13 protein-coding genes and 1 pseudogene are annotated in these 14,073 nt (G+C 73.6%); 5 read left to right on the plus strand and 9 right to left on the minus strand.

The window, feature by feature from the left end:
* Positions 1 to 188: 188 nt before the first annotated feature.
* Positions 189 to 998, minus strand: a complete 810-nt coding sequence (locus J1M40_RS00930; protein ID WP_206450373.1) for a CoA pyrophosphatase — start codon at positions 996 to 998, stop codon at positions 189 to 191.
* Positions 999 to 1,034: 36 nt separating this feature from the next.
* On the opposite strand from J1M40_RS00930, the gene J1M40_RS00935 reads away from it, so the two are divergent.
* Positions 1,035 to 2,240, plus strand: coding sequence for an NAD(P)-binding domain-containing protein (locus tag J1M40_RS00935; protein WP_166437438.1), 1,206 nt, complete (start codon positions 1,035 to 1,037; stop codon positions 2,238 to 2,240).
* Between the two features lie 21 nt (positions 2,241 to 2,261).
* Here J1M40_RS00935 and nth read toward each other — a convergent pair whose 3' ends face one another.
* Positions 2,262 to 3,068 carry an endonuclease III gene (gene nth / locus J1M40_RS00940; protein ID WP_144820118.1) on the minus strand — a complete coding sequence of 269 codons (807 nt, stop codon included), beginning with the start codon at positions 3,066 to 3,068 and terminating at the stop codon, positions 2,262 to 2,264.
* Between the two features lie 176 nt (positions 3,069 to 3,244).
* On the opposite strand from nth, the pseudogene J1M40_RS00945 reads away from it, so the two are divergent.
* Both J1M40_RS00945 and acs read left to right on the plus strand, forming a co-directional pair.
* A pseudogene (locus J1M40_RS00945) lies at positions 3,245 to 3,412 on the plus strand (integrase core domain-containing protein); the annotation flags it as partial.
* 184 nt (positions 3,413 to 3,596) lie between these two features.
* Positions 3,597 to 5,537, plus strand: a complete 1,941-nt coding sequence (gene acs, locus J1M40_RS00950; RefSeq protein WP_144819982.1) for an acetate--CoA ligase — start codon at positions 3,597 to 3,599, stop codon at positions 5,535 to 5,537.
* A 75-nt stretch (positions 5,538 to 5,612) separates the two neighbouring features.
* Here the strand turns inward: acs and J1M40_RS00955 are convergent, their stop codons facing one another.
* The 4 genes from J1M40_RS00955 to J1M40_RS00970 form a co-directional block, all read right to left on the minus strand.
* Entirely contained in the window at positions 5,613 to 6,095 is a 483-nt protein-coding gene (locus J1M40_RS00955) for a GntR family transcriptional regulator (RefSeq protein WP_049144842.1), read from the minus strand.
* The gene (locus tag J1M40_RS00960) at positions 6,067 to 6,252 is read right to left on the minus strand and encodes a methionine/alanine import family NSS transporter small subunit (RefSeq protein WP_049144840.1); all 186 of its coding nucleotides are present in this window, start codon (positions 6,250 to 6,252) and stop codon (positions 6,067 to 6,069) included. Before J1M40_RS00960 ends, J1M40_RS00955 begins: the two co-directional genes overlap by 29 nt.
* A 3-nt stretch (positions 6,253 to 6,255) precedes the next feature.
* A complete protein-coding gene (locus J1M40_RS00965; protein ID WP_036314281.1) occupies positions 6,256 to 7,899 on the minus strand; it encodes a sodium-dependent transporter in 1,644 nt (547 codons plus the stop codon).
* A 119-nt stretch (positions 7,900 to 8,018) separates the two neighbouring features.
* The gene (locus J1M40_RS00970; protein WP_041103985.1) at positions 8,019 to 9,374 is read right to left on the minus strand and encodes a MarP family serine protease; all 1,356 of its coding nucleotides are present in this window, start codon (positions 9,372 to 9,374) and stop codon (positions 8,019 to 8,021) included.
* A gap of 174 nt (positions 9,375 to 9,548) precedes the next feature.
* On the opposite strand from J1M40_RS00970, the gene J1M40_RS00975 reads away from it, so the two are divergent.
* On the plus strand, positions 9,549 to 10,226 hold the full coding sequence (locus J1M40_RS00975; RefSeq protein WP_002854021.1) for a Crp/Fnr family transcriptional regulator: 678 nt from the start codon (positions 9,549 to 9,551) through the stop codon (positions 10,224 to 10,226).
* Positions 10,227 to 10,259: 33 nt separating this feature from the next.
* Here the strand turns inward: J1M40_RS00975 and J1M40_RS00980 are convergent, their stop codons facing one another.
* From J1M40_RS00980 to J1M40_RS00990, 3 genes are read right to left on the minus strand one after another with little or no spacing between them, the layout of a single operon-like run.
* Positions 10,260 to 11,162 (minus strand): NUDIX hydrolase, encoded by a 903-nt coding sequence (locus J1M40_RS00980; RefSeq protein ID WP_144819983.1) that lies wholly within the window; start codon positions 11,160 to 11,162, stop codon positions 10,260 to 10,262.
* Positions 11,152 to 11,652, minus strand: coding sequence for a RidA family protein (locus J1M40_RS00985; protein ID WP_020628330.1), 501 nt, complete (start codon positions 11,650 to 11,652; stop codon positions 11,152 to 11,154). Before J1M40_RS00985 ends, J1M40_RS00980 begins: the two co-directional genes overlap by 11 nt.
* Positions 11,649 to 11,816, minus strand: coding sequence for a DUF4177 domain-containing protein (locus tag J1M40_RS00990; RefSeq protein ID WP_010080276.1), 168 nt, complete (start codon positions 11,814 to 11,816; stop codon positions 11,649 to 11,651). Before J1M40_RS00990 ends, J1M40_RS00985 begins: the two co-directional genes overlap by 4 nt.
* Positions 11,817 to 11,884: 68 nt before the next feature.
* Between J1M40_RS00990 and J1M40_RS00995 the strand changes: the two genes are divergently transcribed.
* Positions 11,885 to 14,068: a transglycosylase domain-containing protein gene (locus J1M40_RS00995; protein WP_102708561.1), complete on the plus strand. Its 2,184-nt coding sequence runs from the start codon at positions 11,885 to 11,887 to the stop codon at positions 14,066 to 14,068.
* The last annotated feature ends 5 nt before the right edge of the window (positions 14,069 to 14,073 follow it).

The raw sequence follows: 14,073 nt of genomic DNA on the forward strand, positions 1-14,073 counted from the left end.
GGCCGGGGCGGCGGGGACGAACGGGCGCATGGCGGGCCTCCTGCGGGTCGGGGCGGCCGCCGCGGTCCGCGGCCGCCGGCCCGTCCAGTCCACCGTCCCGCCCGGGTGCCCGCGCCCCCGGTCCCGCCGCTGGGGACACGGGCCCGCCCTCCGGCGCCTGTGCAGGAGCGGGCGGCGGCGCGCAGCCGTCAGTCGCGCAGGATCCGGTGGGTCCGCGCGTCGCGCACGCGGGAGTCGTCCCACGGCACGTCCCAGCCCAGCAGCGCCAGCACGCGGTCGAGCAGCGCCGCCGTGAACCCCCACACCAGGCGCTCGCCCACGAGGAAGCCCGGCGTCTCGCCGCGGCGGCCGCCGGGCCGGGCCACGCGGCACCGGTTCGCGGGGTCCACCAGGTCCGCGACCGGCATCCGGAACACGGCCGCGGCCTCGGCCTGGTCGACCACCGCCACGCGGCTGGGGTCCCGCCACCACCCGAGCACCGGGTGCACCACGTGCCCGGAGACCACCACCGGCACCGCCGGCAGCACGCCCAGGACCTCCACGCCGGCCGGGTCCAGGCCGGTCTCCTCCTGCGCCTCGCGCAGGGCCGTGGCCACGACGTCGCCGTCCTCGGGGTCGACGCGACCGCCGGGGAACGCGATCTGCCCGGCGTGCTGGCGCAGGGTGGCGGCGCGCTGGGTCAGCAGCACGTCCACGTGCGGGTGCACGCGCCCGGCGTCGTGACGGGCGGGGACGTCGTCGAGGGCGCCGAACAGGATCAGCACGGCGGAGGGGCGCGGATCGCCGGACCGGGGCCAGTCGAAGCCCCACATCGGCACGGCCTCGGGCGGGACCGTCGTGAGCGACGCCGGGTCGTGGTGACCGGGCGCCTCCGCAGGGGGCGCGCCCCACCGGGCCACGAGGTCCGCCAGCTGCTCACGCGCGCCCGCCAGGGACGCGTCGGACGTCCCGGCGGCGTCGCGGGAGGTCGGGCGGGGGCTCGCGGGGGTCTCAGACATGGCCCCCACGCTAGTCGCCGGTCGTAGCCTCGGGGCATGACGGCTCCCCTGACCTCGCCCCCGGCGTCCACCGCGTCTCCGGATCCGGTGGACGTCGCGGTGATCGGCGCCGGCCAGGCCGGACTGGCGGCCGGCTACTTCCTGGCGCGGGCCGCGCGGGACGTCGACCGCGGGCGCCGGCCGGGCCCGCCGCCGTCGTTCGTCCTGCTCGACGCGTCCGCCCACCCCGGCGGCGCGTGGCCGCACCACTGGGACTCCCTGCGCCTGTTCTCCCCCGCCGAGCACTCCTCCCTGCCGGGCCGGCCCATGCCGCCGTCGCCCGGCCCCGGCACCCCGGACGCCGGGCATGTCGTCGCGTACCTGGCCGACTACGAGGACCGCTACGGGCTGCCGGTGCGCCGGGGCGTGCGCGTCGCGGCGGTGACGCACGACGCCGCCGCGTCCCCGCCGTTCGCCCTGCGGCTCGAGGACGGCACGGCCCTGAGCGCCCGCGCGGTGGTCTCCGCGACCGGCTCGTTCACCCGCCCGTTCGTGCCGGCTCTCCCGGGCGCCGACCGCTTCGGCGGCACGCAGCGGCACTCCGCCGCGTACCGCTCCCCCGCCGCGTTCGCCGGGCGGCGCGTCCTCGTGGTGGGCGGCGGCAACTCGGGCGCCCAGATCGCGGCTGACCTGCTGCTGGCGGGTGTCGCCACCACGTGGGCCACCCGGCGTCCGCCCCGGTTCATGCCGGACGACGTGGACGGGCGGGTGCTCTTCGATCGGGCCTCGGCGCGCGTGCTGGGCCGCTCCGAGGCGCGCGTGGGCGACCTCGGGGACATCGTCATGGTGCCCTCGGTGATCCGCGCCCGCGACGAGGCCGGGCTCCACGCGGTCCCCGCGCCCACCGCGCTCACGCCGGACGGCGTCCGCTGGGACCACGACGCCGGCGCGAGCCACGGCTGGCCCGCCGCCAGCCGCGCCGCGGCCCGGGTGCGCGGCACCGAGCACCCGGTGGACGACGTCGTCTGGTGCACGGGCTTCCGGGCGGACCTGCGCCACCTGCGGAGCCTCGAGCTGACCCGCCGCCCCTCCGGGGCGCCGGCGACGGAGCGTGCGCTGCCGACCGCCTCGGTGGACGTGCCGGGGCTGCACCTGCTCGGCTACGACGACTGGTGCGGGGCCGCCTCGGCCACGCTCGCGGGCGTGGGGGTGCACGCGCGCCGGGCCGTCGACGCGATCCTCGCGGGCCTCACCGCGGGCTGAGCGGGTGGACCAGCCGGGCGGTCAGGCCTCCAGTCCGTGGCCGAGGGCGCGCAGCTCCCGGCGCGTCCGCCCCGCGCGCAGGAGCGCGAGCAGCTCCTCCCGGCCGGGCTTGAGCTCGTAGGCGAGCAGGGCGCGCGCCCGCTCGGGGTCGGTCTCCCCCTCGCCGTAGGACGGGCACCAGCGGGCGATCGGGCACGCCCCGCACGCCGGGCGGCGCGCGTGGCACACGCGGCGGCCGTGGAAGATCAGCCGGTGGGAGAGCATCGTCCAGTCACGGCGCGGGAACAGGGCGCCCACGGCGTGCTCCACCTTCACCGGGTCGGTCTCGTCCGTGAACCCCAGGCGTCGGGCCAGCCGGCCGACGTGCGTGTCCACGGTGATCCCGGGCTGGCCGAAGGCGTTGCCGAGCACCACGAACGCGGTCTTGCGCCCCACCCCGGGCAGCGCCACGAGGTCCTCGAGACGGGCGGGGACCTCGCCGTCGTGCCGGGCCACGAGCTCCTGGGACAGCCGCAGGATCGCGGAGGCCTTGTTCCGGTAGAACCCCGTGGAGCGCACGAGCTCCTGCAGCTCGGGCTCGGTGGCCGCGGCCATCGCGTGGGCGTCCGGGAAGCGGGCGAACAGCGCCGGCGTGGCCGCGTTGACCCGCACGTCGGTGGTCTGGGCGGACAGCACCGTGGCCACGAGCAGCTCGAACGGCGTCTCGAAGTCCAGCTCGGCGACGGCGTACGGGTACGTCTCGGCCAGGATCCGGTTGATCCGCCGTGCCCGGCGCACCAGGGCCAGCCGGGTCTCCCCGGTCGGCGTGTCCGTCGGCTCCGTCTCCATCCGCGCGTCCTCCCGCCTCGTGCGATCCGCTCAGGTCCGACCATCCTAGGTGTTGTGGGTCATGAGGTTCTTGCCACGGGGTACGGGCTGAGATGAGACGAGCGGGCCCCTGCCGCAGGATGGAAGTTCCTCAACAACCCACCTGCCAGAAGAGACCCGCTCATGACTCACGCTAACAGGTCCTCTACGCCCGCCCGTACTCCTCAGAGCAAGCTCGGCGTGAGGCCCTGGCGGTGTGGGTGAACCACTACAACTACCATCGGCCTCATACCTCCTGCGGAGACGCTCCTCCGGCCTCACTGGCCCCGGCCCGAGTCAACAACGTCATGCCCTCCTACACCTAGGGAGCGGGGCGCATGCCGACGTCCACACCGGGTCCGGCCCCCGCTTCCGGGCGCGATGCGACACACAGGACCCGAGGATTTGTGGCGACGGCGCCGCGCGCGGCATGCTGAGGCGGGAGACTAGTGTGGGACGCGTCACATCCGCGCCACGCACCGACCGCACCACCCCGAAAGGACCCCGTCGATGGACGAGCAGATCCCCACGTTCCCGCCCCCGGCCGAGTTCGCCGCCCAGGCGGTGGCCGGAGCCGGCCTGTACGAGGAGGCCGCCGAGGACCGCCTGGCCTACTGGGCCCGCCGCGCCCGCGAGGTACTGCACTGGGAGCAGGACTTCACCGACGTCCTGGACTGGTCCGACGCACCCTTCGCGAAGTGGTTCGTCGGCGGCACCACCAACGCCGCGTACAACGCCCTGGACCGCCACGTCGAGGCCGGCCACGGCGACCGCGTGGCCATCCACTTCGAGGGCGAGCCCGGTGACACCCGCACCTACACCTACGCCGACCTGGCCGCCGAGGTCCGGCGCGCCGCCAACGCGTTCGAGTCCCTCGGCGTGACCAAGGGAGACCGCGTGGCCGTCTACCTGCCGATGATCCCCGAGGCCGTCATCACGATGCTCGCGTGCGCGCGCATCGGCGCGGTCCACTCCGTGGTCTTCGGCGGCTTCTCCTCCGACGCCCTGCGCTCCCGCGTGGACGACGCCGAGGCCAAGCTCGTCGTCACGGCCGACGGCTCCTTCCGCCGCGGCAAGCCCTCCATGCTCAAGCCCGCCGTGGACCAGGCCCTCTCCGCGCCCGGCCACACCGCCGAGCACGTGCTCGTGGTCCGCCGCAACGAGGCCGAGGTCGAGATGACCGAGGGCCGCGACCTGTGGTGGCACGACGTCGTGGACGCCCAGTCCGACGAGCACGAGCTCGTGTGGCACGACGCCGAGCACCCGCTCTACATCCTCTACACCTCCGGTACCACCGGGAAGCCGAAGGGCATCCTGCACACCACCGGCGGCTACCTCGTGCAGGCCGCGGCCACCCACCACGACACCTTCGACCTGCACCCGGAGTCGGACGTCTTCTGGTGCACCGCCGACGTCGGCTGGGTCACCGGGCACTCCTACGTCGCCTATGCGCCACTGGTCAACGGCGCCACCCAGGTGATCTACGAGGGCACCCCGGACTCCCCGCACCAGGGCCGCTGGTGGGAGATCGTGCAGAAGTACGGCGTGAGCATCCTCTACACGGCGCCGACGGCGATCCGCACGTTCATGAAGTGGGGCCGGCACATCCCGGACGAGTACGACCTCTCCAGCCTGCGCGTGCTCGGCTCCGTGGGCGAGGCCATCAACCCGGAGGCCTGGCGCTGGTACCACGAGGTCATCGGCGCCGGCCGCTGCCCCATCGTGGACACCTGGTGGCAGACCGAGACAGGCGCCCACATGCTCACCCCGCTGCCCGGCGTGACCACCCTCAAGCCCGGTTCCGCCCAGAGGCCGGTGCCCGGCGTCGTGCTGGAGGTCGTGGACGAGCTCGGCGAGCCCATGACGGACACGAGCGCGGGCTTCCTCGTGGTGCGCGAGCCGTGGCCGTCCATGCTGCGCGGCATCTGGGGCGACCGGGAGCGCTTCAAGGAGACCTACTGGTCCCGCTTCCCCGGCATGTACTTCGCCGGCGACGGCGCCCGCTACGACGAGGACGGCGACATCTGGCTGCTGGGCCGCGTGGACGACGTCATGAACGTCTCCGGCCACCGCCTGTCCACCACCGAGATCGAGTCCTCCCTCGTGGCGCACCCGTCCGTGGCCGAGTCCGCGGTGGTCGGCGCGAAGGATGAGACCACGGGCGAGGCGGTCGTCGCGTTCGTCCTGCTCACCGAGGACGCCGCCGCGGCCGATCGCGACGTCGCCGAGGTCGAGGAGGAGCTGCGGCAGCACGTGGGCAAGAACATCGGCCCCATCGCCAAGCCCAAGCGCGTGCTCGTGGTCCCCGAGCTGCCCAAGACGCGCTCCGGCAAGATCATGCGCCGCCTGCTCAAGGACGTGGCCGAGGGCCGCGACCCGGGCGACTCCACCACGCTGGCCGACCCCACGGTCATGCAGCGCATCGTGGAGACGCTCGCCCCGAAGGCCTGAGCCGGCACGACGACGCCGCCCCGGTCCGCACGCTGTGTGCGGTCCGGGGCGGCGTCGTCGGTGGGCGGGCCCGGCTCAGGCGCGGGCGGCCGCGTCCCGCCGGACCAGCTCCACGGCCTCGTCGGGCGTGTAGCCGAGGCGTTCGAGCAGGGTGTCGAGACAGCGGCGCACGGCCTGGTGCGCGGCGTCCGCGCGGGCGTCCGCCGAGGCGGCCACGAACGTGCCCGCGCGCCCCCGGGTGCGGATGGTGCCGTGCGCCTCGAGCTCCTTGTAGGCCCGGGCCACGGTGCCCGGTGCCACGCCGAGCTCGGCCGCGAGCGCACGCACGGGCGGCAGTCGGTCCCCGCGGGCGAGGGATCCGGAGGCGACGCCGGCCAGGACCGCGTCCACGATCTGCCGGTAGGGCGGGGCCGGCAGGCTCCCGTCCACCGCCACGACCGGCAGGGAGGCGGAGACCACGCCCGCGGCCCCGTCGGCGACCGAGGCCGCGGACGGGGCCGCTGCGGACGGACCGGGGGCCCTCATCGACTCACCGGTGCTGCGCGTCGAGACGGCCATCCTCGCGCTCCCACACGGCGGGGGCCAGTTCGTCCTCGATGGCGAGGTCGCCCGAGGAGTCGTCCGGGTGGCGGAGCAGGTGGACGGCGGAGACCGCGAGGCCGCCCCACACCAGGAGGATGGCCAGGGACATCATGACGATCGCTGCGGTGCTCATCGGTCAGAGCTCCTTCCGGGTGGCGGCCGCGGGCACCACCGGCAGGGCGCCGGTGGGGACGGTGCCCTCGGGCACGGCGTTGTGCGGGATGAGGTCGCCGTGGATCTCGCTGTCCAGGTCCTCGGCGTAGAGGTTGGACTTGCGGGACCACGGGATCAGGGAGAGCAGGATCGCCAGGGCGACGGAGCCGAGCGCGATGCCCCAGCCGAAGACGCCGAGGAAGTCGCCCGGGTAGCCCTCATAGCCCTCCGCGATCACCTTCATGATCCAGGAGAGCCAGATGTAGGCGAGCACGATCGGCATGAGCACGCCGATCAGCAGCACGTACCCGCGGCCGACCTTGAAGGAGGAGACGGCGTTGAGGTGCGCCGTGATGCGACGGGCCGAGCCCAGCGCACCGGTGACCAGGAGCACTGACAGGAGCGCCGCGCCCACGATGCCGAAGTTGTTGGCGAACGCGTCCATGGTGTCCAGCATCTGCAGGCCCGTGGTGGTGGAGAACAGGGCGAGGGAGACCACCCCGGACAGGCCGATCACCACGATCGTGGCCGTCCAGCGGCCCCAGCCGAGCTTGTCCTTCACGGCGGAGATGACGACCTCGAGGATCGAGATCAGCGAGGTGAAGCCGGCGACCACGAGCGAGCCGAAGAACAGCACGCCGATCAGGGCGCCGAGCGGGGCCTGCGAGATCAGGGTGGGGAAGGCGATGAACGCCAGGCCGATGCCGCTGCCGGCCACCTCGGCCACGGACACGCCGGAGGCCTGCGCCATGAAGCCCAGGGCGGAGAACACGCCGATGCCGGCCAGGATCTCGAAGCCCGAGTTGGAGAAGCCGACCACCAGGCCGGAGCCGGTGAGGTTCGTGCGGCGGTTGAGGTAGGAGGCGTAGGTGATCATGATGCCGAAGCCGACGGACAGCGAGAAGAAGATCTGACCGTAGGCGGCGATCCAGACGCCCGGGTCCGCCAGCGCGGCCCAGTTCGGCGTGAACAGCGCGTCCAGGCCCTGGGCGGCGCCCGGCAGGGTGAGGGCGATGCCGACGAGGATCAGGAACATCACGACGAGCAGCGGGATGCCGACCATCGAGGCCAGGGCCACGCCCCGGCGCACGCCGAAGCCCATGATGAGCAGCGTGATCACCCAGACGGCGAGCATGGGCCAGAAGACGCCCGAGACGAAGTCGAAGGACGGGGACGGGTCGTCGGCGACCTGCAGGTAGTCGCCCATGAGGAAGGTCTCCGGGTCCTCGCCCCACCGCTGGTCCACGGAGAACCAGGTGTACATGATCGCCCAGCCGATGATCGCGGCGTAGTAGATCCCGATGACGACGCAGATGAGCACCTGCCACCAGCCGACGGTCTCGGTCCACCGGGACAGGCGCCGGAACGCCAGCGGCGCGGAGCCGCGGAAGCGGTGGCCGATCGCGTAGTCGAAGAACAGGAGCGGGATGCCCGCGGTGAGCAGCGCGATCAGGTAGGGGATGACGAACGCGCCGCCGCCGTTCTCATAGGCGACGTAGGGGAAGCGCCAGATGTTGCCGAGGCCCACGGCGGAGCCGATGGCCGCCAGGATGAAGGCCCACCGGCCGGTGAACTCCTCCCGGGTGCGCTTCGGCGCCGACGCGGGCGCGGAGACGGTGCTGGACATGCAGGACCTCCGGGGGTCGGGAAAACTCGAGTGTGACGGAGGACACAATAGTCGACACGGGCCGTTGCCGGACAGTCCGGTCCGGAATGCGGGCATCAGGCGCGTGGCGCGGCGCCGGCTCAGCCGCCCGGGACGCAGTCCCCCGAAGGGACCGTGGCCGTCATTTCCGGGGCCGCGGCGACGACGGGGGCGATGGTGTCCGCCGTCAGGGCGTAGCCGACGGCGTCCGAGCCCGGGGCCCGGGCGAACACCAGACCGGCCAGGTTCCCGGCCGTGTCCACCACCGGGCCGCCCGAGTAGCCGTGGCGGATGTCCGCCGCGAGGGTGTAGACGTCCACCATGCTCGCGGCACCGGTCAGGACGTCGCCGAGCGGCACCTCGCCGACGGCCTGCACGGTCGCGGGGGTGGAGGCGAACGGGCCGCCGTCGGGATAGCCCAGGACGGAGGCCGACGCGCCGCCCGTCAGCTCGGCGCCGACCGGCATGACGGGCAGGTTCGCGTCGTCGACCGCCAGGACGGCGAGGTCGTGCGCCGTGTCCAGGTGGACGATCCGCGCCGCGTGCACGCCGCGGGCGCGGTCCGTCACGGTGGGGGCGTCCACGCCGAGGACCACGTGCGCGTTCGTGAGCACGCGGTCCGGGGCCACGGCCACGCCCGAGCCGCTCTGCACCTGGCTGCACTGCGCGGCCGTCCCGGTCAGCCGGACGACGGCGGCCGACGCCGAGGAGGCGGCGGGAGTCGAGGGGGCGGCCGTCGACGTCGACGAGGCGGGGGCGGTCGTCGTGGCCGACGGCGCGGCGGCGTCGTCGGGCTCCTCGGGGGTCGCCGAGGCGGACGGGGCGGACGTCGCGGTGTCGGACGGGGAGGAGGCGGCCGAGGGCAGACCCGGCGTCGCGGCCGGGGCCGGGGCGGCGCGGACGCCGTCGTCGGACTCCGGGACGGGGGCGGGCAGCTCGAGCTCCGGCAGCACGTCCAGGTCGGCGACGGCGGAGCGCGAGCGGGCGGCCCAGGCCAGGAGCGAGTCGGGCATCACGGTGTCCAGCGCCGTGATCACCTGCGAGCGGTTCACCTCACGGGTGACCGCGGTGGAGCCGGAGGCCGCGATGGAGAACGCCACGAGCCAGAGGACGAGGGCGCCCGCGAGACCGGCGGCGAGCGCGCCGAGCAGGCGGTCGACGAGTCGCAGGGCCGGCAGGTTCACGCGCAGCCGGATCGCCTCGCCGATGGCGGCGCCCACGTACTGGCCCGCCGCCACGAGCAGGACGAGGGTGGCGATCAGCGCGGCCCACCGCCACTGCGGCGCGGTGACGAACTCCGCCACCTCCGGCAGGGCGTAGAACGCGATCGCGGCACCGCCGACCAGGCCGACGAGGTTGCCCAGCACCACCCACAGGCCGCGACGGTGGCCCTGGACCAGGAGCATCGCGAGCGCGACGATGAGCAGGACGTCCAGCCACGTCAGACCCAGCGGCATGGGCGACCTCCTTCGGATGCGACGGCACCGGCCACGCACGGGGACCGCCCGCGCGCCCGGTGGAGGATCCAGGGTATCGGCCCGCGCGGGGGTATGGGGCACAATGGACGCCAGTGAACCGGGCGGCTCCTCCGCCGCGGTGTGAGGAACTGGCCACAGAGAGGACACGCACACATGGATCTCGAGGTTCTGCGGAAGGCTCCGCTGTTCACCAACCTGGACGACGAGGTGTTCGCCATCCTCACCTCGGAGCTGACCGAGGTGGAGCTCTCCCGCGGCGCGTCCGCGTTCCACGAGGGCGACCAGGGCGATCAGCTGTACGTGATCATGTCCGGCAAGATAAAGCTCGGCCGCACCGCTTCGGACGGCCGCGAGAACCTCGTGGCCGTGCTCGGCCCCGGCGAGATCTTCGGCGAGATGGCCCTGTTCAACCCCGCCCCGCGCAACGCCACCGCCACCGCGGTCTCCGCCACGCGCCTGGCCGGTCTGCGCCACGAGAACCTGCGCCGCGCCATCGCCTCGTCGCCGGACGTGTCGGTCCAGCTGCTCCAGGCCCTGGCCCAGCGCCTGTCCAAGACCAACGAATCCCTGGCGGACCTGGTGTTCTCGGACGTGCCGGGCCGCGTGGCCAAGGCGCTCCTGGACCTCGCGGACCGCTTCGGCCGCCCGGCCGCGGACGGCCTGCTGGTGGCGCACGACCTCACGCAGGAGGAGCTCGCCCAGCTGGTGGGCGCGTCCCGCGAGACCGTGAACAAGGCCCTGGCCGAGTTCGTTCAGCGCGGCTGGATCCGCCTGGAGAACCGCGCCGTGGTCATCCTGGACCTGCAGCGTCTGCGCCAGCGTTCGCGCTGACGCCCCCCGCCGCCGTGGAGCGGGCCACCCCGGTCAGACCCGGGTGGCCCGCTCCACGCGCATCCGGGGGGTGCCGTCGTCGCCGGCCTCGGTGACCAGGTGGTATTCCGGCACGGGGCCGCGCCGGGCACAGGGCGTGACGGAGAGCAGGAAGGCGGCGGCCGTCCGGTGTGCCGCGACCCGACGCACGATCACCTGCGTCAGCGGGGTCGCCACCTGGTCGAAGGGTGCCGTGCCCTCCGCCCCGGCGGGTCCGGGCAGCCGCAGCGGGCCGGCGAGCGCGCGACGCGCGGACACCCACGCCTGAAGTTCGGGACCGGGTTCCTCGGATGCCGGCGCGGACTGCAGCGGTGGGGTCATCGTGGCGAACACGGCCGTGTCGAAGCGTCGGTGGACGTGGGGCGCGGATCGCCAGCGCATGACGGGGCGCAGCAGGTCGGCGCGCACCCCGAGGCCACGCGCGGCCAGCAGATGGGGCAGACTCTCCGAGCCCTCCTCGAGGGAGCTGCGGCCCCCGCCCCAGGTCTCGATGCGCGCCGTGGACACGACGTCCGTGTCGGAGCGACCGGCGAGGAGCACTCCGGCCTCGTCGTGGAGCTCACGGACGGCGGCCACCACGTGCTGCCGCGCACGCCGCCGGTCCGTGGTCCCGAACGTGCGGGCCCACTGGGAGGGCTCGGGCCCGTACCACGGGCAGGAGTCGGCGTCGGACTCGATGAGCGCGCCGCCGGGCAGACCCACGCGGCCGAGCGGGGTGCGTCCCGCGCGGTGACGGAGGAAGACCTCCGGGCCGTTGTCGCCGTCCCGCACGAGCACGACGGACGACCCGGGCCGGGCGGGGCGGACCTGGCGGAAGCGCCGGTCCAGCCACTGGCGGGTGAGGTCCTCCTCCTGCCCCGGGACCGGCAGCAGCAGGCCGGCCGGGTCAGCGGACACGGACGGTGATCTCCACCTCGACGGGAGCGTCCATGGGCAGCACGGCCACGCCGACGGCGGAGCGCGCGTGGCGGCCGGCCTCGCCGAAGATCTCGGCCAGCACGTCCGAGGCGCCGTTCACCACGCCGGGCTGACCGGTGAACGCGGGGTCGGAGGCCACGAAGCCGACGACCTTGACGACCTGGGCGACCCGGTCCAGGTCGCCCACCAGCTCGTGCACCGCGGCCACCGCGTTCACGGCGCATGCCCGCGCGAGCTCCTGGGCGCGTTCGGGGGTGACCTCCGCGCCCACCTTGCCGGTGGCGGGCAGGGCGCCGGCCACGAAGGGGAGCTGGCCGGAGGTCAGCACGAGGTCGCCGTCCCGCAGCGCCGGGACGTAGGAGCCGACCGGCGCCGCGACGGCGGGTCGGTCGATGCCGAGCTCCGCGAGGCGGGCCGCGACGGCGCCGTCGCCCCAGGTGGGGGCCGAGGACTGCTCCGTCACGTTCACGCCGCCTTCGGACGCTTGAGGTAGGCCACGGGGTTGTTCCCCTCGGGGCCCGGGATCACCGTGACGAGCTCCCAGCCGTCCTCGCCCCACTGGTCGAGGATCTGCTTGGTCGCGTGGATGAGGAGGGGGATCGTGGCGTACTCCCACTGCGTCTGCTGAGTCATGGGACCCACCCTAGCCACCGGCGCGGACCCCGGAAGAGGTCCCAGGCGCCCGCGCTACACTCGCGCCCATGGCCTCCCGCACGACCCGCTTCCCCGCGCCCTCGAGCGCCCTCGGCCGCCTCCTCGCCTTCGTGGGCCTCTCGGCGGTGGCCGGCCTGCTCGTGGCGGCCCTCCTGCTGCCCGTCGCGGGCCTGGCCGGTGTCGCCGCCGCGTCGGGCCGGGAGATGCTGGACGAGCTGCCGGACGAGCTGCCCACGGAGCCGGTCTCCGTGCCGTCGCGCATCCTCTCGGAGGACGGTGAGGAGATCGCCGTCTTCTACGAGGAGAACCGCACCCCGGTCCCGCTGGACGAGATCTCGGAGCACATGCAGCACGCGATCGTGGCCATCGAGGACGAGCGCTTCTACGATCACGACGGCGTGGACGCGCGCGGCCTCATCCGCGCGACCGTGAACAACGCCACCTCCGACTCCACGCAGGGCGCCTCCACCCTCACCCAGCAGTTCGTGAACAACATGCTGGTGAACGTGCAGCAGATCCGCGGCGACTCCCGCCTCACCCTCTCCGGCTCCAAGAACATCGCGGACAAGGTCAAGGAGATCAAGCTCGCCGTCGCCGTCGAGAAGCAGATGTCGAAGGACGAGATCCTCGAGGGCTACCTCAACATCGTGCTGTTCTCCGGCCGCGCCTACGGCGTCGAGGCCGCCTCGCAGTACGTGTTCGGCAAGTCCGCCGCCGACCTGGAGAGCTGGGAGGCCGCCACGCTGGCCGGCATGGTCCAGTCCCCCACCCGGTTCAACCCGGCCCGCAATCCGGAGGAGGCCACGGAGCGGCGCAACCTCGTGCTGAACGCGATGAAGGACAACGGCTACCTCTCCCAGGAGGAGTACGACCACGCCGTCGCCCAGCCGATGGAGGTGGTGATGGAGTCCCGCCCCTCGGGCTGCCTCTACGCCAAGTTCGGCGCCTACTTCTGCGACTACGTGGAGCGGCAGATCCTCGCCGACCCCACGTTCGGCCCGGACGTCCAGTCCCGCCAGGCCCTGCTGGACCGCGGCGGACTCACCATCCGCACGACGATCGACTCGACGCTCCAGAAGGAGACCGAGAAGAACCTGCGCGCCTCCGTGCCCAACAACGAGTCGCTGGGCGCCGGCCACGCGCTCACCTCGGTGGAGGCCGGCACCGGCAACATCCGCACCATGGCCCAGAACACCGAGTACGCCATCCAGGACGAGCTCGGCCACACCTCGCTGAACTTCAATGTGGACAAGCAGTGGGGCGGCGGCCAGGGCTTCCAGGCCGGCTCCACGCTCAAGCCCTTCGTGGCCCTGACGTGGCTGCGCAACGGCAACCGCCTGGTCGACTCCGTGGACGCCTCCCGGAACGTCTACCCCACGGGCACGCGCTTCGCGGCCTCGTGCCGCCCGGGCGGCTACACCACGATCGGCGGCACCTGGCAGTTCAAGAACGTGATCCCGGGCATGCTGCGGCAGGTGCGCGTGGACGAGGGCCTCTTCTGGTCCGTGAACACCCCGACCGTCGCCACCGCGTACCAGCTGGACCTGTGCGACATCACGAGCCTCACCACCCAGCTGGGCATCACCCGCGCCCTGGACAGCTCCCCGCTGCAGCCGGACGACCCGTCCTTCCTGCTCGGCAAGGACTCGGTGGCCCCGCTGTCCTTGGCCGGCGCGTACGCCGCCATCGCCGCGAACGGCCTGTACTGCGAGCCGCGCGCCATCCTGGAGGTCACGGACACCGCCGGCAACCAGTACGACGTCGCCGACCCGCAGTGCGACCAGGTCATCGACCCGGACCACGTCCGGGAGCTGATGCCGGTCCTGCGCCACATCGGCGGCTTCAACATCGCCGAGGAGGGCGCCGGCTACGAGTTCGGCGGCAAGACGGGCACGAACGACAACGTGTCCTCCACGTGGTTCGTCGGATTCACCAGCGAGCTGGCCACCGCCGTGTGGACCGGCCGCTACAACAACCTGAAGTCCATGACGGGCGAGACCGTCAACGGCGAGGTCCGCAACCCGTTCTACTCGACCTCCATCAACGGCCCGTCCTGGCTCGAGTACAACCAGTTGGCCAAGGAGAAGTTCCCGCCGGGTGAACTGCCCGAGTGGGACGGCCCGCAGTCGGAGGACCCGGGCGAGGCCGGCGAGCACCCGGACGGACGCCAGTTCACCATCGACGACCTGGACCGGGGCGGGCCGCAGCCCCAGGCGGTCCCGGGCTTCTGACCGCG

Origin of the sequence: Micrococcus sp. KRD026 (assembly GCF_017168445.1) — a bacterium.
Classification (GTDB): Bacteria; Actinomycetota; Actinomycetes; order Actinomycetales; family Micrococcaceae; genus Micrococcus; species Micrococcus luteus.